General features: G+C 71.1%; 20 protein-coding genes and 1 pseudogene. 6 read left to right on the top strand and 15 right to left on the bottom strand.

Features of this window, described 5'->3' with window-relative positions:
- Positions 1 to 88: 88 nt before the first annotated feature.
- From KUM44_RS17985 to tsaB, 4 genes are read right to left on the bottom strand one after another with little or no spacing between them, the layout of a single operon-like run.
- Positions 89 to 361 carry a hypothetical protein gene (locus KUM44_RS17985; protein WP_217208953.1) on the bottom strand — a complete coding sequence of 91 codons (273 nt, stop codon included), beginning with the start codon at positions 359 to 361 and terminating at the stop codon, positions 89 to 91.
- Positions 358 to 1,464, bottom strand: a complete 1,107-nt coding sequence (tsaD, locus tag KUM44_RS17980) for a tRNA (adenosine(37)-N6)-threonylcarbamoyltransferase complex transferase subunit TsaD (RefSeq protein ID WP_217208952.1) — start codon at positions 1,462 to 1,464, stop codon at positions 358 to 360. Before tsaD ends, KUM44_RS17985 begins: the two co-directional genes overlap by 4 nt.
- Positions 1,457 to 1,954, bottom strand: coding sequence for a ribosomal protein S18-alanine N-acetyltransferase (gene rimI, locus KUM44_RS17975; RefSeq protein WP_217209008.1), 498 nt, complete (start codon positions 1,952 to 1,954; stop codon positions 1,457 to 1,459). The genes tsaD and rimI overlap by 8 nt, the downstream gene beginning before the upstream one ends.
- Positions 1,955 to 2,010: 56 nt before the next feature.
- Positions 2,011 to 2,667 (bottom strand): tRNA (adenosine(37)-N6)-threonylcarbamoyltransferase complex dimerization subunit type 1 TsaB, encoded by a 657-nt coding sequence (tsaB, locus tag KUM44_RS17970; protein WP_217208951.1) that lies wholly within the window; start codon positions 2,665 to 2,667, stop codon positions 2,011 to 2,013.
- Between the two features lie 112 nt (positions 2,668 to 2,779).
- Here tsaB and KUM44_RS17965 point away from each other — a divergent pair, with 112 nt between their 5' ends.
- Together KUM44_RS17965 and KUM44_RS46805 are read left to right on the top strand one after the other, a co-directional pair.
- Positions 2,780 to 3,337 (top strand): hypothetical protein, encoded by a 558-nt coding sequence (locus KUM44_RS17965; protein WP_217209007.1) that lies wholly within the window; start codon positions 2,780 to 2,782, stop codon positions 3,335 to 3,337.
- A 156-nt stretch (positions 3,338 to 3,493) separates the two neighbouring features.
- Positions 3,494 to 3,628, top strand: coding sequence for a hypothetical protein (locus KUM44_RS46805; protein ID WP_302186016.1), 135 nt, complete (start codon positions 3,494 to 3,496; stop codon positions 3,626 to 3,628).
- A 105-nt stretch (positions 3,629 to 3,733) separates the two neighbouring features.
- Here the strand turns inward: KUM44_RS46805 and tsaE are convergent, their stop codons facing one another.
- The 4 genes from tsaE to KUM44_RS17945 all read right to left on the bottom strand — a co-directional run bounded on the left by tsaE (position 3,734) and on the right by KUM44_RS17945 (position 7,781).
- Positions 3,734 to 4,246, bottom strand: coding sequence for a tRNA (adenosine(37)-N6)-threonylcarbamoyltransferase complex ATPase subunit type 1 TsaE (gene tsaE, locus KUM44_RS17960; protein WP_217208950.1), 513 nt, complete (start codon positions 4,244 to 4,246; stop codon positions 3,734 to 3,736).
- Positions 4,212 to 5,453, bottom strand: coding sequence for an alpha/beta fold hydrolase (locus tag KUM44_RS17955; RefSeq protein ID WP_217208949.1), 1,242 nt, complete (start codon positions 5,451 to 5,453; stop codon positions 4,212 to 4,214). The genes tsaE and KUM44_RS17955 overlap by 35 nt, the downstream gene beginning before the upstream one ends.
- 204 nt (positions 5,454 to 5,657) lie before the next feature.
- Positions 5,658 to 6,824: an alanine racemase gene (gene alr / locus KUM44_RS17950; protein ID WP_217208948.1), complete on the bottom strand. Its 1,167-nt coding sequence runs from the start codon at positions 6,822 to 6,824 to the stop codon at positions 5,658 to 5,660.
- 69 nt (positions 6,825 to 6,893) lie between these two features.
- Positions 6,894 to 7,781, bottom strand: a complete 888-nt coding sequence (locus KUM44_RS17945; protein WP_217208947.1) for a L,D-transpeptidase family protein — start codon at positions 7,779 to 7,781, stop codon at positions 6,894 to 6,896.
- A gap of 97 nt (positions 7,782 to 7,878) precedes the next feature.
- On the opposite strand from KUM44_RS17945, the gene KUM44_RS17940 reads away from it, so the two are divergent.
- Positions 7,879 to 8,250, top strand: coding sequence for a holo-ACP synthase (locus KUM44_RS17940; protein ID WP_217208945.1), 372 nt, complete (start codon positions 7,879 to 7,881; stop codon positions 8,248 to 8,250).
- A 112-nt stretch (positions 8,251 to 8,362) separates the two neighbouring features.
- Complete coding sequence (locus KUM44_RS17935; protein WP_217208944.1) at positions 8,363 to 9,799, top strand: NAD(P)H-hydrate dehydratase; 1,437 nt, start codon at positions 8,363 to 8,365, stop codon at positions 9,797 to 9,799.
- Between the two features lie 340 nt (positions 9,800 to 10,139).
- Here the strand turns inward: KUM44_RS17935 and glmS are convergent, their stop codons facing one another.
- The 3 genes from glmS to KUM44_RS17920 form a co-directional block, all read right to left on the bottom strand.
- A complete protein-coding gene (glmS, locus tag KUM44_RS17930) occupies positions 10,140 to 11,987 on the bottom strand; it encodes a glutamine--fructose-6-phosphate transaminase (isomerizing) (protein ID WP_217208942.1) in 1,848 nt (615 codons plus the stop codon).
- Between the two features lie 130 nt (positions 11,988 to 12,117).
- Positions 12,118 to 12,933 (bottom strand): ABC transporter permease, encoded by an 816-nt coding sequence (locus tag KUM44_RS17925; RefSeq protein WP_048584864.1) that lies wholly within the window; start codon positions 12,931 to 12,933, stop codon positions 12,118 to 12,120.
- Positions 12,930 to 13,955: an ATP-binding cassette domain-containing protein gene (locus KUM44_RS17920; RefSeq protein ID WP_217208940.1), complete on the bottom strand. Its 1,026-nt coding sequence runs from the start codon at positions 13,953 to 13,955 to the stop codon at positions 12,930 to 12,932. Before KUM44_RS17920 ends, KUM44_RS17925 begins: the two co-directional genes overlap by 4 nt.
- Positions 13,956 to 14,173: 218 nt before the next feature.
- On the opposite strand from KUM44_RS17920, the gene coaA reads away from it, so the two are divergent.
- Both coaA and KUM44_RS17910 read left to right on the top strand, forming a co-directional pair.
- The gene (gene coaA / locus KUM44_RS17915; protein ID WP_217208938.1) at positions 14,174 to 15,142 is read left to right on the top strand and encodes a type I pantothenate kinase; all 969 of its coding nucleotides are present in this window, start codon (positions 14,174 to 14,176) and stop codon (positions 15,140 to 15,142) included.
- A gap of 16 nt (positions 15,143 to 15,158) precedes the next feature.
- Positions 15,159 to 16,112, top strand: a complete 954-nt coding sequence (locus tag KUM44_RS17910; protein WP_217208936.1) for a DUF389 domain-containing protein — start codon at positions 15,159 to 15,161, stop codon at positions 16,110 to 16,112.
- 110 nt (positions 16,113 to 16,222) lie between these two features.
- On the opposite strand, the gene glmM is transcribed toward KUM44_RS17910, so the two are convergent.
- The 4 genes and pseudogenes from glmM to KUM44_RS17890 all read right to left on the bottom strand — a co-directional run.
- Entirely contained in the window at positions 16,223 to 17,581 is a 1,359-nt protein-coding gene (gene glmM, locus KUM44_RS17905; protein WP_217208935.1) for a phosphoglucosamine mutase, read from the bottom strand.
- A gap of 228 nt (positions 17,582 to 17,809) precedes the next feature.
- Complete coding sequence (gene rpsI, locus KUM44_RS17900) at positions 17,810 to 18,322, bottom strand: 30S ribosomal protein S9 (protein ID WP_019754544.1); 513 nt, start codon at positions 18,320 to 18,322, stop codon at positions 17,810 to 17,812.
- Positions 18,323 to 18,364: 42 nt separating this feature from the next.
- The gene (rplM, locus tag KUM44_RS17895; RefSeq protein ID WP_030046395.1) at positions 18,365 to 18,808 is read right to left on the bottom strand and encodes a 50S ribosomal protein L13; all 444 of its coding nucleotides are present in this window, start codon (positions 18,806 to 18,808) and stop codon (positions 18,365 to 18,367) included.
- Positions 18,809 to 19,117: 309 nt separating this feature from the next.
- Positions 19,118 to 19,539 (bottom strand): annotated as a pseudogene (locus KUM44_RS17890) (hypothetical protein); the annotation flags it as partial.

Raw genomic sequence — 19,539 nt, 5'->3', positions numbered from 1 at the left:
ATTTCGGCCAAGATCCGCTATGGACACGCCAAATTAAGCGGATCCGGCGAAGGAACGATGAATTCCGAATGCCCGGGCCTTGAACTGCTCAGGCCCCTGGAGACGACTGGAGCCCCACGGACTCGAACCGCCACCGATGCACCGGGCGGGTCACCAACTCCCCACTCGGCTCCGGCAGTTCGGGCAGCTCGGCGTCGATCTCCGCGTCCCACCACGTGATGACCAGCACCCGGTCCTGCGGCGCCCGCAGGGTCTCCCGGCGCAGCGGCCGTACGGCCGGCTCCTGTGCCCGTGCCCAGGCCAGCAGCTCCTCCCCGCGCCCCGGAACCGCCCGCGCCTCCCACATCAGCGCGACCGTCACGAGTACAGGTTCTCCTTGCTGACCTCGTGCACATGGTCGTGGTCGTGGCCGTGTCCCGGCACATGAGGATCCGTCACCGGCAGCGATGAGTCCGCAGACAGGTCCCAGCTCGACGCCGGCCGGCCCCGCGCAACCATCTCCGCGCCCAGCGCCGCCACCATCGCCCCGTTGTCGGTGCACAGCTTCGGCCGGGGCACCCGCAGCCGGATCCCCGCCGCCTCGCAGCGCTCCTGGGCCAGGGCCCGCAGCCGGGAGTTGGCCGCCACGCCGCCGCCGATCATCAGGTGGTCGACGCCCTCGTCCTTGCAGGCACGGACGGCCTTGCGGGTCAGCACGTCCACGACCGCCTCCTGGAAGGAAGCGGAGACGTCCCGCACCGGCACCTCCTCGCCCGCCGCCCGCTTGGCCTCGATCCAACGGGCGACCGCCGTCTTCAGCCCCGAGAAGGAGAAGTCGTACGCGGGGTCGCGCGGGCCGGTCAGACCGCGCGGGAAGGCGATCGCCTCCGGGTCGCCCTCGCGCGCGTACCGGTCGATGACCGGGCCGCCCGGGAAGCCCAGGTTCAGCACCCGGGCGATCTTGTCGAAGGCCTCGCCGGCCGCGTCGTCGATGGTCGCGCCCATCGGGCGGACGTCGGAGGTGATGTCCGTCGACAGCAGCAGCGAACTGTGCCCGCCGCTGACCAGCAGCGCCATCGTCGGCTCCGGCAGCGCCCCGTGCTCCAGCTGGTCCACGCAGATGTGGGAGGCGAGGTGGTTGACGCCGTAGAGCGGCTTGCCCAGCGCGTAGGCGTACGCCTTCGCGGCCGACACGCCGACCAGCAGCGCGCCCGCGAGCCCCGGGCCGGCGGTCACCGCGATGCCGTCCAGGTCACGGGCGCTCACCCCGGCCTCCTTCAGGGCGCGCTCGATCGTCGGGACCATCGCCTCCAGGTGCGCCCGGGAGGCGACCTCCGGCACGACGCCGCCGAAGCGGGCGTGCTCGTCGACGCTGGAGGCGATGGCGTCGGCGAGCAGGGTGGTGCCGCGGACGATGCCGACGCCGGTCTCGTCGCAGGAGGTCTCGATGCCGAGGACGAGCGGCTCGTCACGTGAGTCAGTCATTGATCTCGGTTCCTTGTACGGAAGGCGAACCCGCGGCGGAGCCGCTGCTGGATTTCGTGTTCAGTCGCATCACCAGGGCGTCCACGTTCCCCGGCTGGTAATAGCCGCGCCGGAAGCCGATCGCCTCGAAGCCGAAGCGCTCGTACAGCCTCTGCGCGCGGACGTTGTCCACCCGGCACTCCAGCATCACTTCGGCGCACTCGAAGGCGGTGGCGGCCCGCAGCAGTTCGGTGAGGAGACGGCCCCCCAGGCCGGTCCCCCACTGGTCGCGGGCGACGGCGATGGTCTGGACGTCGGCCAGGTCGCCGGAGGAGGCGAGCCCGGCGTATCCGACGAGCCGTTCACCGTCCTCGGCGACGAGGTAGTGCCGGGTCGCCCCGGGCCCCCGCGAGTGGGCCAGCTCGGACCAGAACATCCCCCGGGACCAGGCGTCCTCGGGGAACAGGTCCTTCTCGAGACCCAGCACGGCGTCGATGTCCCACCAGCGCATCTCGCGCAGCACAGGAGTCACGGGCGGCCCGGTCTGCGGTCCGGTCGGCTGTCCTGTCACTTGGGGGTGACCACCTTGTAGTTCTTGGGGACCTGGGCGTCGGGCCGGCGCAGGTACAGCGGCCGGGGCGCGGGCAGTTCCTCGCCCGCCGCCAGCTTCTCGGCGGCCAGCGCCGCGAGAGCCGCCGCCGACACGTGCTCGGGCTCATGGGCGCCGGGGAAGGTGTCGGGGTACAGCAGCGCGCCCGCGCCGACGGCGGGCAGCCCCGCGACCTGGTCGGCGATGTCGGCGGGCCGGTCGACGGCCGGGTCGGTCAGGCGCGTACGGGAGTCGGCGTAGCGCGCCCAGTAGACCTCCTTGCGCCGGGCGTCGGTCGCGACGACGAAGGGGCCCGTCTCGATGTCGGCGGCGTACGCGAGACCGTCCAGCGTGCACACGCCGTGCACGGGGACGCCGAGGGCGAGCCCGAAGGTGTCGGCGGTCATGAGTCCGACGCGCAGCCCGGTGTACGGGCCGGGTCCGATGCCCACGACGATGCCGGTGACGGCGTCGAGTTCGAGTCCGGCCTCGGCGAGGACGCGGTCGACGGCCGGCAGCAGCAGCTCGCCGTGCCGGCGCGCGTCCACCTGGCTCGACGAGGCGATGACGTCCGTACCGTCGTGCAGCGCGACGGTGACGGCGGGGGTGGCGGTATCCAGAGCGAGCAAGAGCACGCAAACAGCCTACGGCGCCCGCGCCCCCAGAAGCGCCGCCCCGGTCGGCCGCTTGACGGCTGCTACGGTCGGCTCGAACGCGACGTACGACACGAACGCTGAGGTGGTGACGGTGGCAGGCAGCAGCTCCGGAATCGTCGCGGGGCTCACCGTGGCGGCCCTCGCGACCGTCGGCTTCCTCGCCTTCCAGGCCTCGGCGACCGTCCCGGCCGACCTGCGGGCGCCGCACGCCGCCCGCTCACCCGAGGTGAGCGCCTCCAAGGCACCCCGCGACAGGAAGGCACCGGGCGCGTTGCCCGCCGGTTCCGGTACCGGTCAGCGGGTCGTGTACTCCGTGGCCGACGACCGGGTCTGGCTGGTCGACACGGGCGAGAAGGTCAAGCGCACGTTCCGCGTCACCCCCGGAACGGTCGACCCGCCTCCGGGCACCTACACCGTCACATCCCGCTCCAACGCGGTCACCGGCACCGACGGCCTCCCTGTCGAGCACGTGGTCCGCTTCGCCACCATCGAGGACACCACCGTCGGCTTCAGCGCCCCCGCCGACGGCTCGGCCCCCCAGCCCAACAACCCGACGGTGAAAACGGGCGGCATCCGCGAATCCAGGGAGGACGGCAGCGCGATGTGGGACTTCGCGACGATCGGCCGCACGGTAGTGGTGATCCGCTAGGAATAGGAAGGGGATACGGGTCAGCTGAGCTTCGGTGGCGGTGTCGGTCGCGGTTCCGCAACGTCCCCAGGGGCGCGGGGAACTGCGCGACCGGCCACAGCGGGCCCGCAGACGACGGACGGCCTCACGGCGCCCCCGGCGGAGCGCCGCGGCGGCGTGGAAATCACGTTCGCAGCCACACCCGCCGCCAGCAGATCACGCATCGACACCCCGGAGACCACCTGGGGCCGCCGCTGGACCTTGTTCTCCGAAGCCGACATGGACGCCTCCTGGGAGCCGGGGGCGGAGTAGTTAGGTAGACCTAACTACGAGCTGGATACCATGTGACCACGCCCGCGACCGCAAACGCAATATTTTGCCGACGTCTTGTCGGAACCCATCCGGAACGCATCCGGTTCAGGCGGAGAGCACGCTCAGATCCACGGCCGCCCACCGCTCACCCAGCCCGGTCACCGTCACATGCCGCACCTCGTCCGTGGTGTCGCCCACGGCCCGATGGATCACGAGCTGCAACCGCTCCTCCGTCAGCTCCTCGACCTTCCCCTCGCCCCACTCCACGACGATCACCGACTCCGGCAGCGAGACGTCGAGGTCGAGGTCCTCCATCTCGTCCAGCCCGCCGGCCAGGCGATACGCGTCGACGTGGACGAGCGGCGGGCCGTCGCCGAGAGAGGGGTGGACCCGGGCGATCACGAAGGTCGGCGAGGTGACCGCGCCCCGGACCCCCAGCCCCTCGCCGAGCCCGCGCGTCAGCGTCGTCTTGCCCGCGCCGAGCTCCCCGCTCAGCATCACGAGGTCGCCGGCGCGCAGCAGCTTGGCGAGTCGGCGGCCCAGCTCCCGCATCTGGTCGGGAGAAGTGACAGTGAGCTCTAGGTCACCCGGGTTGTGCGGTGCTGCTGGTGCTTCCATAGCCACTTACGGTAGCTCCTGCCGGCACGGCACCCGCCCGGGTGAGCAGGTCTGCCATACGGTCGGTGACGACCTCCGGGTGCTCCAGCATCACGAGGTGCCCGGCGTCCGGCACCAGGACCAGCTCGGCGTCCGGCAGCAGGTCGGCGATCGCCTCACTGTGCTCGCTGGGCGTGACGAGATCCCCCACACCGGCCAGGACGAGCACCGGCATGTCCGTGAAGAGGGCGAGCGCCTCGGTCTTGTCGTGGTCGGAGAAGGCCGGGTAGAACTCCGCGACCACGTCGATCGGTGTCCCCTCGATCATCCGCTCGGCGAACCGGGCGACCGCCGGGTCGACGTCCCGGGACGAGAACGAGTACCGCTTGATGATCCCGGCGAACAGGTCGGCCGTGGCCCGGCGCCCCTTCTCCACCAGCTCGGCCCGCTGCCCCAGCGCCCTGAGCACGCCCGGCAGCACCCGCCGTACCGCGTTCACTCCCGCGACGGGCAGCCCGAAGTTGACCTCGCCGAGCTTCCCGGACGACGTGCCGACGAAGGCGGTGGCGACGACGCGGTCGCGGATCAGCTCCGGGTACTGGTCGGCCAGCGCCATGACGGTCATGCCGCCCATGGAGTGCCCGACCAGCACGAGCGGACCCTCGGGCGCGGCCGCGTCGATGACGGCCTTCAGATCGCGCCCGAGCTGCTCGATGTCGACGTGCGTGCCCTGCTCCATCTGGGCGACGCCCCGCCCGGACCGGCCGTGGCTGCGCTGGTCCCAGTGCACGGTGCGGACGACGCCCCGCAGCGCGGCGCGCTGGAAGTGCCAGGAGTCCTGGCTGAGGCAGTAGCCGTGGCTGAAGACGACCGTGACGGGGGCGGGGGCCTTGCGGCCGAAGAGCCGTCGCCGGCGCGGGGTGAGGGCGGGAGCGGCCTCGGGGTCGATGTCGTCGACCTCGTAGTACAGCTCGGTGCCGTCGTCGCCGTAGGCCTTGCCGGGCATGCCGCGCAGCGAGCCGTACGGTCCTGCCGAGTCCAGGGCGAGGCGGGCCTTCTGCCGCATGCCCCGGCCCACGGTCATCCGCTCTATGGCGACCCCGGCGGCCGCGCCGGCCGCGATCACGCCTATCGCCGCACCGGCGAATCCGGTCGCCCTGCGCCAGTTCGCGGCCGCCCCCGTGGCGGAGGCGACGGCCGCGACGGCCTCCGCGCTGCTCTCGCTCACGTACCGCTCCTCTTCGCTGGGTCGGTGGTGCTGGTGTGACGTCATGATGCTGGTGTGACGTCGATGGTGGATGGTGCCGGTGTTCGGTTTCGGTGTTCGGCTACGGGTTACCCGTCTAGTTCCTCATTCACATAGCCGCATGCCCACGAACGCGTCACATGGACGCGTCCATCAGCCGCATCATGTGCCCGTCGGTCGGCCGCATCACAGGGACGCGTTCCTGTAGACGCGTGGAACGCGCGTTCCGATCCGGGTGACGATTTCGTATGCGATGGTCCCCGCGGCCTGCGCCCAGTCCTCGGCGGTGGGCTCTCCTCGTTCGCCGGAGCCGAACAGCACGGCTTCGGCCCCGGGCCCGGGCTCGTCCCCGCCCAGGTCGACCACGAACTGGTCCATCGCGATCCGCCCCGCGACCGTCCGCCACTTGCCGCCGACCAGGACGGGCCCGGCGCCGGAGGCGTGCCGCGGGATGCCGTCGGCGTAGCCGAGGGGGACGAGGCCGAGGGTGGTCTCGCCCGGGGTGACGTAGCGATGGCCGTAGCTGACGCCGTGGCCGCCCGGTACGTGTTTCACCAGTGCGAGGGACGCCGAGAGGGTCATCACCGGCCGCAGTCCGAAGTCGGCGGAGCTGCCGAGCTCGGGGCTGGGCGAGATGCCGTAGGTCGCGATGCCGGTGCGCACCAGGTCGAAGTGGCTGTCCGGGACGGTGAGCGTGGCGGGCGAGTTGGCGATGTGCCGCACCTCGGGCCGCGCGCCCTGTGCCTCGGCGTACGCGACCATCTCACGGAAGCGGGAGAGCTGGGCCGCGATGGACGGGTGCCCGGGCTCGTCGGCGCAGGCGAAGTGTGACCAGAGCCCGGTGATGCGGAGCAACCCGTCGGCCTCGGCGCGCAGGGCCTCGCGCACCAGCTCGGCCCAGTCGTCACCCGGCTGGCAGCCGCCCCGCCCGAGCCCGGTGTCGGCCTTGAGCTGCACGCGCGCGGGGGCGCCTGCCTGCCGGGCGGCGTCGGTGACCTCGCGCAGGGCCCACATCCCGCTGGCGGAGACGTCGAGATCGGCCTCGATGGCCTCCCGCCAGGGCCCGCCCGGCGTCCACAGCCAGCACATGATGCGTACGCCGTCCAGCCCGGCGGCCCGCAGCACGAGTGCCTCCTCGGGCGTGGCCGTACCCAGCCACCGGGCGCCGCCCTCGATCGCGGCGCGGGCACACGGCAGCGCCCCGTGGCCGTACGCGTCCGACTTCACGACGGCCATCAGGGCCGCACCCGGCGCGTGGGCGCGCAGGGTCCGCACATTGGCCCGCAGGGCGGCCAGATCGATCTCGGCGCGGGCCCGCAGGGGCGCGGTCCGCAAGGCTGCTGTTTCTGTCATGGCGCCCCCAGTGTCTCAGAGGGCACCGACAACGCCGCCGAGCCGGGACCCCGCCCGTGGCTGCCGGGCCTATGCCTCCGGCCGGTGCCCCCAGACGTACACCCGGTCGTTCTGCTTCAGCACGCCCCACAGTTTCCGGGCGTCCTCCAGGCGCAGATTGACGCAGCCCATGGAGCCGACGGGGGTGAAGAGGTTGGCGTAGACGCCGTGGAAGGCCTGGCCGCCGCTGAAGAACTGGGAGTAGGGCATGGGGCTGTGGTAGAGCGACGACACGTGGTTCTTGTGCCGCCAGTAGACGCGGTGCCAGCCGGCCCGAGTGCCGTATCCCTCACGGCCGCTGCGGATGTGCACGGGCCCGTACACGACCTTCTCGCCCCGCTGCACCCAGGCCAGCTGCCGGTCGAGGTCGACGCAGGCGATCCGGTACGCCCGCACCGGGCACTTCCGGGCGGCGTTGGGGTTCTTGCGGGCGGCGTCGAGCCGCATGGTGGCCCAGGTCACAGGGCCGGCGAAGCCGATGGCGGGTTCGATCTTGTGCTTGGTCTGGAAGGCACGGATGGCCCGGCAGTCCGCGGCCGACTGTTTCCCGTCCGCCTCCCGTTTCAGCCACGCCTCGACCTGCCGCTGATGGGGACCCGTCTGTTCGCTGCACTTGGGCTCGTCGAGGACGTCCCAGGGGTCGACGTACTCCACGAGTTCGTCCGTCCCCTTCTTCGCCTTCGGTGGCTCGACCGCGTCCTCCTCGGCGCTGGGCTCGTACACCTTCGGCGGCAACGCCTGGTCGGGCGTGTCGGTCGCCCAGAGCGGGAGTGTGCTCAGGGGGATGCCGGGCACGAGTTCGGCCTGCGGTCCGGAAGCCGGGGGTTCGGGGTCGGCCGAGGCGCTGCCGACGGGCAGCACGGCGGCGCCGGCGAGCAGCAAGGCGATGCTCCGGCTTGCGATACGTCCGCTGATCATGCGGACAGGGAAGCGTGCGGTCCTGCCGGGCGGGAGGAGCCGCGCGGCGAGGTCACTCTTTAGGGAGCGTTTTCGAGCGAGCCATAGGGTGCTCGGCATGAGCATCATCGGGGTCGGTATCGACGTGGCGGAGATCGACAGGTTCGAGGCGGCGCTGAAGCGCACCCCCGGGCTCGCCCAACGCCTGTTCCTGGAGAGCGAGTTGCTGCTGCCCACGGGCGAACGCCGCGGCAGCGCCTCGCTCGCCGCCCGTTTCGCCGCGAAGGAGGCCCTGGCGAAGGCGCTGGGCGCGCCGGCGGGCCTGCTCTGGACGGACGCCGAGGTCTTCGTCGAGGACAGCGGCCGGCCCCGGCTGCGGGTGACGGGGACGGTGGCGGCACGGGCGGCCGAACTGGGCGTGCGGTCCTGGCACGTGTCGCTGAGCCATGACGCCGGGGTCGCGTCGGCGGTGGTGGTGGCGGAGGGCTGAGCCTCCTCCACCGGGCACCCGGCGGTCAGCAGATGGACGGGCTGTTGGGCAAAGGCACGGCAAAGCGTCAATGGATGCGACGTGTTCGGGTCGGTGCGGGAGACTCGAACGCATGCGGACTGCGTACAGCGTGGAGACGGTAAGGGCGGCCGAACGGGAGCTGATGGCACGGCTTCCGGACGGGACGCTGATGCAGCGGGCGGCGGCCGGACTCGCCGCGGCCTGCGCGGATCTGCTGGGCCGGGTGTACGGCAGCCGGGTCGCCCTGCTGGTCGGCAGCGGCGACAACGGCGGCGACGCCCTCTACGCCGGGGCCCGGCTGGCCAGGCGCGGTGCGGGAGTCACGGCGATCCTGCTGACGCCCGAGCGCGCGCACGCCTCAGGCCTGGCGGCGCTGCGCCGCGCGGGCGGGCGGGCCGTGGGCACCTCCGACGCCGAGGCCCTGATCGAGCGGGCGGACCTGGTGGTCGACGGCATCGTCGGTATCGGCGGCAAGGGCGGGCTGCGCCCGGAGGCGGCACCGCTGGCCGCGGCGGCCGAGCGCTCCCGTGCGGCCGTGGTCGCCGTGGACCTGCCGAGCGGCGTGGACGTCGAGACGGGCGAGGTACGCGGCACGGCACTGCGGGCCGACCTCACCGTCACCTTCGGCACCCACAAGCCGGGCCTGCTGATCGATCCGGCGCGGGAGTACGCCGGTGTGGTGCGCCTGGTGGACATCGGACTGGCGCTGCCGCTGGACGCGGTGGAGCTGGAGGCACTCCAACACGCGGACGTGGCAAGGCTGTTGCCGCTCCCCTCGGCGGAGACGGACAAGTACCGGCGAGGCGTCGTGGGCATCGCGGCGGGCTCGGCCCGCTACCCGGGCGCGGCGGTGCTGGCGGTCGCGGGGGCACTGCGGGGCGGGGCCGGGGCCGTACGGTACGTCGGTCCGGCCGGCGTCGCGGTGATCGCCCGGTTCCCCGAGACGCTGGTGTCGGACGGGGGCCCGAAGAAGGCGGGGCGCGTGCAGGCCTGGGTGGTCGGTCCGGGCGCCGGGGACGACGCGGCGACGGTGGCGGAGGTGCTGGCGACGGACGTACCGGTGCTGCTGGACGCGGACGGGCTGCGGCTGGCGGACCCGACGGCGGTACGGGAACGTACGGCCCCGACCCTGATGACCCCGCATGCCGGGGAGGCGGCGGCGCTGCTCGGGGTCGCGCGGGAGGAGGTCGAGGGGGCTCGGCTGGCTTCGGTACGGGAGTTGGCGGGGCGGTATGCGGCGACGGTGCTGCTGAAGGGGTCGACGACGCTGGTGGCGGAGGCGGGCGGTGCGGGAGCCGTGCGGGTGAATCCAACCGGCACCGGCTGGCTGGCCACGGCAGGCAGCGGTGACGTGCTCTCCGGCCTGGCGGGATCGCTGCTGGCGGCGGGGCTCACCGGCGTGGACGCCGCGAGCGTGGCCGCGTATCTCCATGGCCTCTCGGCGAGGTTCGCGGCGGACGGCGCGCCGGTGGGGGCGCATGACGTGGCCGACGGGATTCCGGGAGCCTGGCGGGATGTACGGGGGTGACGCGAGTATGCGGGCGCGTTCACCGTCTTCCCGTAAGCCGTCAGCGACGACCGGTGATCCGCGTTTCGCGCGGAGCGCCATGCCGGCACCGGCTGGCCACGGCAGGCAGCGGACGAAGCCGGATGCAGCAGCTCGCTCGTCAACATCAAGCCCAAGGAGTCCATCAACCTCCGCAGCCCGCCCAGGACGAGCTCCACGGCCCTCGGCGTCCGGGGCAAGGGCAAGGGCAAGCCGGGCGGGGTCTGCCCATCTCCGGCTGACCGGCTGACCGGCTGACCATGTGAGGGCGAACGGCGTCCAGCCGTTCGCCCCTTTCATGCGCTCGGCCCTTACGCGCCGCTCACTCCACCGTCACCGACTTCGCCAGGTTCCGAGGCTGATCCACCTCGTTGCCGCGAGCCGTCGCCAGCTCACACGCGAACACCTGCAACGGCACCGTGGCCACCAGCGGCTGAAGCAGCGTCGGCGTGGCCGGGATCCGGATCAGGTGGTCGGCGTACGGCACCACCGCCTCGTCCCCCTCCTCCGCGATCACGATGGTGCGCGCACCCCGAGCGCGGATCTCCTGCATGTTGGACACGATCTTGTCGTGCAGAACAGACCGCCCCCGTGGTGAGGGAACGACCACGACGACCGGCAGGTCGTCCTCGATCAGGGCGATGGGCCCGTGCTTCAACTCCCCCGCCGCAAACCCCTCGGCGTGCATATAGGCGAGTTCCTTGAGCTTGAGCGCCCCCTCGAGGGCAACCGGATACCCCACATGCCGCCCCAGGAAGAGCACGGTGTTCTTGTGGGCAAGTGACCGTGCCAGCTCCCGCACCGGCTCCATGGTCTCCAGGACCCGCTCGACCTCACCGCCGATCTTCGCCAGGTCCCGCACCACCGCGTGGATCTCGTCGCCCCACTTGGTGCCGCGCACCTGCCCCAGATACAGCGCGACCAGATAGCAGGCCACGAGCTGCGTCAGGAAGGCCTTCGTCGAGGCGACCGCGACCTCCGGCCCGGCGTGCGTGTACAGCACGGCGTCCGACTCCCGTGGAATGGTCGACCCGTTGGTGTTGCAGATCGCCAGGACCCGCGCCCCCTGCTCACGGGCGTGCCGGAGCGCCATGAGCGTGTCCATGGTCTCGCCGGACTGGGAGATGGCGATGACCAGCGTCTGCTGATCGAGGATCGGGTCCCGGTAGCGGAACTCGCTCGCCAGCTCCACCTCGCACGGAATCCGCGTCCAGTGCTCGATGGCGTACTTGGCGATCAACCCGGCGTGAAAGGCTGTACCGCAGGCGACGATGACGACCTTGTCGACCTCCCGCAGCTCGAAGGCGCTGATGCGGACCTCGTCCAGCGTCAGGGAGCCGGCGGCGTCGATGCGCCCCAGCAACGTATCGGCGACCGCTTTGGGCTGCTCGGCGATCTCCTTGAGCATGAAATAGTCATAGCCCCCCTTTTCCGCGGCGGCGGCATCCCAGTCGACGCGATACGACCGCACCTGCGCCGGCCGCCCGTCGAACCCGGTGACGGTCACCCCGTCCCGCCGCAGCTCGACGACCTGGTCCTGACCCAACTCGATCGCCGACCGCGTATGGGCGATGAACGCGGCCACGTCCGAGGCGAGAAAGGCCTCACCTTCCCCAACGCCCACCACCAGTGGCGAGTTCCGTCGCGCCCCGACCACCACATCGGGCTCATCGGCATGCACCGCGACCAGGGTGAAGGCCCCCTCCAGCCGTCGGCACACGAGCCGCATGGCCTCGGCGAGGTCGGCCGTCGCCGAGAACTCCTCGGCGAGCAGGTGGGCGACCACCTCGGTGTCCGTCTCGGAGGCCAGCTCGTGCCCCCGCTCCTCCAACTCGGCCCGCAGCCCGGCGAAGTTCTCGATGATCCCGTTGTGCACGACGGCAACGCGCCCGGCGTTGTCGAGATGCGGGTGTGCGTTCGCATCCGTGGGTCCCCCGTGCGTGGCCCACCGCGTATGCCCGATCCCGGTGTTCCCTGTCGGCAGCGGCCGCTCCGTCAGCTCCTTCTCCAGATTGACGAGCTTGCCCGCCTTCTTCGCGGCCGCCAGCCCCCCGTCCGCCAGGACGGCGACGCCCGCCGAGTCATACCCCCGGTACTCCAGCCGCTTCAGTCCGGCCGTGACAATCTCCAGCGCCGACTGCGACCCCACGTATCCCACGATTCCGCACATGCGCGGCAGCCTACGGTCCGATCGTCGCCGAATTCGCCCCCGAACACCGCGCCGCCTGCCCGAATTCGGAAATTCCCACGGGGGTACGAGGGCCTCGGTCCGCATCGGTCCGCACGCCCCGCAGGCCGGCTCACGTCTTGGCCCGATAGGCCCGCATGGCCACCGGATAGAACACCACAGCGATCCCCGCAGCCCACACCAACGACCACAGCACCGGCTCCGCCACAGGCCCACCCAGCAGCAATCCCCGGAACGCGTCCGACAGATGCGTCACCGGATTGACGTCGCTCCACGCCTGAAGCCACCCCGGCATGGTGTCCACCATGACGAAGGCGCTGCTGGTGAAGGTGATCGGGAAGATGATCGTGAACGCGAAGGCCTGCACCTTCTCCGCGTCCCCGGCCAGCATCCCGATGAGCACCGCGCTCCACGACACCGCCGCGGCGAAGACGACCACCAGCAGCATCCCGAGCAGCAGTCCGTCCAGTCCCCCGGTGATCCGGAAGCCGAGCAGCAGGCCGAGGCCGATCATCAGCAGCATCGCCCAGACGTGCTTGGCGAGGTCCGCGGTGATGCGGCCGATGAGCGGGGCGGAGCGGGCTATCGGCAGGCTGCGCAGGCGGTCGAAGACACCCTTGGTGAGGTCGGTGTTGAGCGCCATGGCCGTGTACATGGTCATGAACAGGGTGTTCTGGACGATGATCCCGGGCAGCGCGTACTTCAGGTACGCCTCGGGCGATCCGGCCATCTGCCCGCCCAGCACATAGGTGAAGAGGAACACGAACATGATGGGCGTGATGCTGTAGTCGACCAGCTCCAGCGGGTTGTGCTTGACCGCGACGAGGCTGCGCCAGGCCATCGTGAAGGTCTGGCGGAGTCCGTCGAGCGGTCGGACGCGGCCCGACTTGGTGACCGGTGCCGTGATGGTCGTGGCGGTGGCAGTCATGGCCGCATCACCGCCTTTTGCAGCTCGGAGTCCCCGTCCGCGTCCCCGTCCCGGACGGTCGCACCGCCATTACCCTGGGGGTCGCCTGGTTCGGCGCGGTGGCCGGTCAGGGCGAGGAAGACCTCGTCGAGCGAGGAGCGGCGCAGCGCGAGCTCGCCGACCGCGATCCCCTCGCGGTCGAGGGTGCGCACGACGGCCGGCATCAGCTCGGGGTCCTTCACCGGCGCGGTGATCGTCTCGCCCTCGATCCGGGCCTCCGGCCCCGCGGCCCCGGCCACCAGCACATGCGCCCGCGCGAGATCCCGCTCCGCGACCGGCCGCAGCTCCAGCACTTGCCCTCCGACCTGCGACTTCAGCTGGTCCGGGGTGCCCTCGGCGATCACCCGCCCCTTGTCGATCACCACGATGTCGTCGGCGAGCACATCGGCCTCGTTCAGATACTGCGTGGTCAGCAGCGCCGTCGCCCCGTCGGCGACCAGGCCCCGCAGCAGGTCCCACAGCTCACCGCGGCTGTGCGGGTCGAGGCCGGTGGTCGGCTCGTCCAGGAAGAGGATGCTGGGCCGGCCCACGAGGCTGGCGGCGAGGTCCAGACGCCTGCGCATACCACCGGAGAAGGTCTTCACGGCCCGCCCGGCCGCGTCCGTCAGCTGAAAGCGCTCCAGCAGCTCACGCGCTCGGGCCCGGGCGTCCCGCCGGGACAGTCCGAGCAGCCGGCCGATGAGCAGCAGGTTCTCCGTGCCGGTCAGGTTCTCGTCGACCGCCGCGTACTGCCCGGTCAGCCCGACCATGGCGCGGACGACCCCGGCCTCGCGGACCACGTCGTGCCCGGCCACCTGCGCCCTGCCGCCGTCGGGCCGGAGCAGCGTCGCGAAGATCCGCACCGCGGTCGTCTTCCCCGCGCCGTTGGGCCCCAGCAGTCCGAGCACCGTGCCTCTACGGGCCCCCAGATCGACCCCGGCCAGCGCCTCGGTGTCCTTGAACCGCTTGACCAGGCCTTGCGCCTCGATCGCATACGTCGTCATGGTCACCCCTCGTCACCCCTCGAGGTCGTGGACCCGGACCGGGCCCACCTCTCCCACAACTGTGACGCACGGCACTGACATTCCCCGCCTTGCCCAGATTTGCCCGGGTTTCCAGCGGAAGCCGTAGGTTTCTCCAAAAGGTCGCTGGGTGACGGATCCCACCTCACCGTCCGTTCGTACTCCCGTAACAATGGACTGTGATCTCTCCGGTCTCCTCGATGCCCCGGAGCGCCCACCGGCCCAGGCCGGAGGCGACTCCCTACGTCGACCTCACCCGCTCCGAGTGGAGCGCGCTGCGCGACAAGACCCCGCTGCCGCTCACCGCGGAGGAGGTCGAGAAGCTGCGCGGTCTGGGCGACGTCATCGACCTCGACGAGGTCCGTGACATCTACCTCCCGCTCTCCCGCCTCCTCAATCTCTACGTGGGCGCCACCGACGGCCTGCGCGGCGCCCTGAACACCTTCCTCGGCGAACAGGGCTCCCAGTCCGGCACCCCGTTCGTCATAGGGGTCGCCGGCTCGGTCGCCGTAGGAAAGTCCACGGTCGCCCGTCTCCTCCAGGCCCTGCTCTCCCGCTGGCCCGAGCACCCGCGCGTCGAGCTGGTCACCACCGACGGCTTCCTGCTCCCCACCAAGGAGCTCCAGGCCCGCGGCCTGATGTCGCGGAAAGGTTTCCCCGAGTCCTACGACCGCCGCGCCCTGACCCGTTTCGTCGCCGACATCAAGGCCGGCAAGGACGAGGTCACGGCACCCGTCTACTCCCACCTGATCTACGACCGCGTCCCGGACCAGCGGCTCACCGTCCGCCGCCCCGACATCCTGATCGTCGAGGGCCTGAACGTCCTCCAGCCCGCCCTCCCCGGCAAGGACGGCCGCACCCGGGTCGGCCTCGCCGACTACTTCGACTTCAGCGTGTACGTCGACGCGCGCACCGAGGACATCGAGCACTGGTACCTCAACCGCTTCAAGCGGCTGCGCGAGACAGCCTTCCAGAACCCCTCCTCGTACTTCCGCAAGTACACCCAGGTGTCCGAGGAGGAGGCCCTCGACTACGCCCGCACGATGTGGCGCACCATCAACAAGCCCAACCTGGTCGAGAACATCGCCCCCACCCGCGGCCGGGCCACCCTGGTCGTCCGCAAGGGCCCGGACCACAAGGTCCAGCGGCTGAGCCTGCGCAAGCTGTGACGGCTACGCTGCCCCCATGCTCCACCTCCGCCTGATCACACCGTCCGACAAGACCGACGACGTGGTCCGCCTGATCGAGAAGACGGTGGGGACGGCCCATGTCGCCGTCGTGCCCGGCGCCGCCCGCAACCCCGTCGGGGACCTGGTGCTGTGCGACGTGGCACGTGAGGCGGGCGACGAACTCCTCACCAGCCTCCAGCAGTTGGGCATCGAGGAGTGCGGCTCCATCGCCGTGGAGAACATCGACCTGTCGCTGTCCAAGCGGGCCGACAAGGCCGAGGCGGAGGCCCCCGGCGAGAGCGCTGACGCGGTGCTCTGGGAGCACCTGGCGGACGCCACGCACGAGGAGTCGACGCTCTCCGTCACCTACCTCGCCTTCATCACGCTCGCCACGATGATCGCGGCCTGCGGTGTGGTCCTCGACAACGCGATCCTGATCGTGGGCGCGATGGCGGTCGGCCCGGAGTTCGGCCCGCTGGCCGGCATCTGCACGGCGATCGTGCAGCGGGCACCGCGGCTGGCACTGCGCTCGCTGATCGCGCTGCTGGTGGGCTTCGCGGTGGCGATGGCGGTGACATTGGGCTTCAGCTACTTCATGGACGCCGTCGGCCTGTTCACCGAGGCCAAGCTGGAGGCCGAGCGGCCCAACACCGGCTTCATCTACGCGCCCGACTGGTTCTCCTTCGTCGTGGCGGTCCTGGCCGGCGCCGCCGGCACCCTCTCCCTGACGTCCGCCAAGTCCGGTGCCCTGGTCGGAGTCGCCATTTCGGTGACGACGGTCCCGGCCGCCGCCAACGCGGCCGTCGCCCTGATCTACGACGATGCCAGGCAGACCTGGCTCTCGACAGGCCAGCTGCTCCTGAACCTCCTGGGCATCATCCTGGCCGGCACACTCACGCTGCTCGCCCAGAAGTGGTTCTGGGACAGGCAACGCCAACGCCGCCACGCCCTGCGGGACAGCGCCCCGTAAGGGGCGCGGGCTGTGTCGATATGCGGCCCCGCCGCGCGGGCGCGACAAGCCACAACGAACCGGCAGCCCGCAACGGAGCAGAAGTCCCCGCCCCTACCCGGAAAGAACCACTACCCCAGCGCAGACTTCACCGCATCGGCCAACCGCCCCGCCACAGACCGCGCCTGGTCGATGTCCGCGGCCTCGACCATCACCCGCACCAGCGGCTCGGTCCCGGACGGCCGGAGCAACACCCGCCCCGTGGACCCCAGTTCCCGCTCAGCCTCGGCAACGGCAGCCGCAAGGTCGGCCGAGTCCCCGACCCGGGACCGGTCCACGTCCGGCACGTTGATCAGCACCTGCGGCAACCGCTCCATCACACCGGCGAGATCCCGCAGCGTACGCCCGGTCTGCGCGACCCGAGCCGCCAGCAACAGCCCGGTCAGCGTGCCGTCACCGGTCGTCGCGTGATCGAGGATGATCACATGCCCGGACTGCTCGCCGCCGAGGGCGTACCCGTGCTGCTTCATCTCCTCCAGCACATACCGGTCACCGACGGCTGTCTGCACCAGCTTGAGCCCCTCGCGCTCCAGCGCCAGCTTGAAGCCGAGGTTGGACATGACGGTCGCCACCACGGTCCCGGCACGCAGCACCGACCGCTCCCGCATGTCCAGCGCGAGCACGGCGAGGATCTGGTCGCCGTCCACTTCCTCGCCGGTGTGGTCCACGGCGAGGCAGCGGTCGGCGTCACCGTCGTGGGCGATCCCGAGGGCGGCACCGTGTTCGACGACGGCGGCCTTCAGCTTGTCCAGATGAGTGGATCCACACCCGTCGTTGATGTTGAGCCCGTCGGGCTCGGCGCCGATGGTCACGACCTCGGCCCCGGCCCGCGTGAACGCCTCCGGCGAGACACCCGCCGCGGCGCCGTGCGCCTCGTCGAGGACGATCTTCAGCCCGTCCAGCCGGTTGGGCACGGCGCCGAGCAGGTGGGCGACGTACTCCTCGAACCCCTCGTCGTACGACCGCACGCGCCCGACCGCCGCACCCGTCGGCCGCTCCCACGGCTCACCGTGCCGGTGCTCGTCGTAGACGGTCTCGATACGGTCCTCCAGCTCGTCGGCGAGCTTGTGGCCGCCGCGGGCGAAGAACTTGATGCCGTTGTCGGGCATGGCGTTGTGGCTGGCGGAGAGCATGACGCCGAGGTCGGCGCCGAGCGAGCCCGTCAGAAACGCCACCGCGGGCGTCGGCAGCACGCCGACCCGCAGTACGTCGACGCCCGCGCTCGCCAGGCCGGCCACCACGGCGGCCTCCAGGAACTCCCCGGACGCGCGCGGGTCCCGCCCGACCACCGCCGTCGGCCGGTGGCCCTCGAAGGTGCCCGCCTCGGCCAGTACGTGCGCTGCCGCCACGGACAGACCGAGCGCCATCTCGGCCGTCAGATCCGCGTTGGCGACGCCTCGCACGCCGTCCGTGCCGAAGAGTCGTCCCACTTGTCCTCCTGAGGAAACTTCAGATCCGGTAGCGGATCCGGCCCGCGGTCTGCGGCCGGCGGCTCCCGCTTCCCGGCATTCCATGCCTGGGGCATCGGATCACACAAGCCTTTGAACGTCTTGTGCCGTTATACGCCCGAGCCCGTGGATAAAACGAACGCCCCGGCGGCACTGTGCGTGCCGCCGGGGCGTTCGGAGTACCGGAGTACGAGCAGAGGCAGCCTGCGCTTAGCGCTTGCTGTACTGCGGGGCCTTGCGGGCCTTCTTCAGACCGGCCTTCTTGCGCTCGACCGCACGGTCGTCGCGCTTGAGGAAGCCGGCCTTCTTCAGCGGGCCGCGGTTGTTGTCGACGTCGGCCTCGTTCAGCGCACGGGCGACACCGAGACGGAGCGCACCGGCCTGACCGGAGACACCGCCACCGGCGATGCGGGCGACGACGTCGTAGCGACCCTCGAGCTCAAGAACCTTGAACGGCTCGTTGACCTCCTGCTGGTGCACCTTGTTCGGGAAGTAGTCCTCGAGCGTCCGCCCGTTGATCTTCCACTTGCCGGTGCCCGGCACGATGCGAACGCGCGCGATGGCGTTCTTACGGCGACCCAGGCCGGCGGCGGGCTGGGGCTCACCGAAGCGCGAGGCGAGGGACTCGGAGGTGTACTCACCCTCCACCGGAACCTCGGACTCGGTGGTGTAGCTGTCGATGTCAAGCTCTTCGAGCGGCTGCTCGGCAGTGGTCTCGGCCACGATTCTCCTCAGATTCTCTTCTGGCTTAGGGGGTGGCCGGACTTACTGCGCGACCTGGGTGATCTCGTACGGCTGCGGCTGCTGCGCGCCGTGCGGGTGCTGGTCACCCTTGTAGACCTTCAGCTTCGAGAGCATCTGACGGCCCAGCGTGTTCTTGGGGAGCATGCCCTTGACGGCCTTCTCGATGGCCTTCTCGGGGTTCTTGTCGAGGAGCTCGTCGTAACGGACGGAGCGCAGACCACCCGGGTAGCCGGAGTGGCGGTACGCCATCTTCTGGGTCCGCTTGTTGCCGGAGAGGTGCACCTTGTCGGCGTTGATGATGATGACGAAGTCACCGGTGTCGACGTGGGGCGCGTAGATCGGCTTGTGCTTGCCCCGCAGGATGGAGGCGGCGGTGCTGGCGAGACGACCCAGGACGACGTCCTGAGCGTCAATGACGTGCCACTGGCGCGTCACATCGCCGGGCTTGGGGCTGTACGTACGCACGGTTCGTAGCCTTCGCTTCGAGTGAATGGTCCTGAACAGGTCACCGAAACGATCACGACAGCCTGGACCGCACTGCGGCGACGCATACCGCGTACGTGGGGTCGCTGGTCATCGGCCCGGTGGACCGGTGTAAGGGCCCGTCCCGTGAGAATGAGCAAGCCAATACACAACGAACATGCAGGATACCTGCGGCGCCACGGCCGGGTCAAAATGGCCGGGCGCGGCTGACCCCGCTGTCCGCTCACCAGCGTAAACGGTCCGCTGGAGGACTGGGGCCCCGGACCAGCACCGGTGGGCGATGCGCAGCGCTCACTCCCCCGCCCCGGGGGGCCACCCCTCGGCCGACCGAGTCGGGTGGCGCGTGGACGAGGCCCGGGGGTCCGGGGGCGGAGCCCCCAGCGGGGTCGAAGGGGTGGAGTCCCTGGAGGACGGGACGGGTAGGGGTGGCGGGGGCGAGGAAACGCCTCGCCGGCAATGGACGGCCAACGTGACCGCGCTCGCACACAACGTCACCGCGTCCCGGAACGCCCGCCGCTGAACCGTCTCCAGATACGGCCAGCTCACCCCGGGCAGCTGCGGCACCAGCGCCAGCCAGAACCACGGCCCCCGAGCCACCGCCCCCGCACACGGCAGCCCCGCCATCGGCAGGAACACCGCCGCGAACGCCGCCGGATGCGAACCGGACACCTCCGTGGCGGCATGACTCACCGCGCCGCCGCCCAACGCGGCGA

Source organism: Streptomyces sp. AC550_RSS872 (assembly GCF_019049285.1).
In the GTDB taxonomy this organism is placed as follows: domain Bacteria; phylum Actinomycetota; class Actinomycetes; order Streptomycetales; family Streptomycetaceae; genus Streptomyces.
The sequence above is the reverse complement of the archived record's forward strand: the minus strand, read 5'-3'. Positions and strand labels throughout refer to the sequence as shown.

Excerpts from the sequence above, each read along its gene's own strand:
- KUM44_RS17925 (WP_048584864.1), bottom strand. The coding sequence starts at position 12,933 with ATGACTGCCACCGCCACGACCATCACGGCACCGGTCACCAAGTCGGGC.
- coaA (WP_217208938.1), top strand. The coding sequence starts at position 14,174 with ATGCCCCGGAGCGCCCACCGGCCCAGGCCGGAGGCGACTCCCTACGTC.
- tsaE (WP_217208950.1), bottom strand. The coding sequence starts at position 4,246 with ATGGAAGCACCAGCAGCACCGCACAACCCGGGTGACCTAGAGCTCACT.
- glmS (WP_217208942.1), bottom strand. The coding sequence starts at position 11,987 with ATGTGCGGAATCGTGGGATACGTGGGGTCGCAGTCGGCGCTGGAGATT.
- KUM44_RS17945 (WP_217208947.1), bottom strand. The coding sequence starts at position 7,781 with ATGATCAGCGGACGTATCGCAAGCCGGAGCATCGCCTTGCTGCTCGCC.
- KUM44_RS17920 (WP_217208940.1), bottom strand. The coding sequence starts at position 13,955 with ATGACGACGTATGCGATCGAGGCGCAAGGCCTGGTCAAGCGGTTCAAG.
- rimI (WP_217209008.1), bottom strand. The coding sequence starts at position 1,954 with ATGCGCTGGTGGGACATCGACGCCGTGCTGGGTCTCGAGAAGGACCTG.
- tsaD (WP_217208952.1), bottom strand. The coding sequence starts at position 1,464 with ATGACTGACTCACGTGACGAGCCGCTCGTCCTCGGCATCGAGACCTCC.
- KUM44_RS17940 (WP_217208945.1), top strand. The coding sequence starts at position 7,879 with ATGAGCATCATCGGGGTCGGTATCGACGTGGCGGAGATCGACAGGTTC.
- KUM44_RS17910 (WP_217208936.1), top strand. The coding sequence starts at position 15,159 with ATGCTCCACCTCCGCCTGATCACACCGTCCGACAAGACCGACGACGTG.
- alr (WP_217208948.1), bottom strand. The coding sequence starts at position 6,824 with ATGACAGAAACAGCAGCCTTGCGGACCGCGCCCCTGCGGGCCCGCGCC.
- KUM44_RS17935 (WP_217208944.1), top strand. The coding sequence starts at position 8,363 with ATGCGGACTGCGTACAGCGTGGAGACGGTAAGGGCGGCCGAACGGGAG.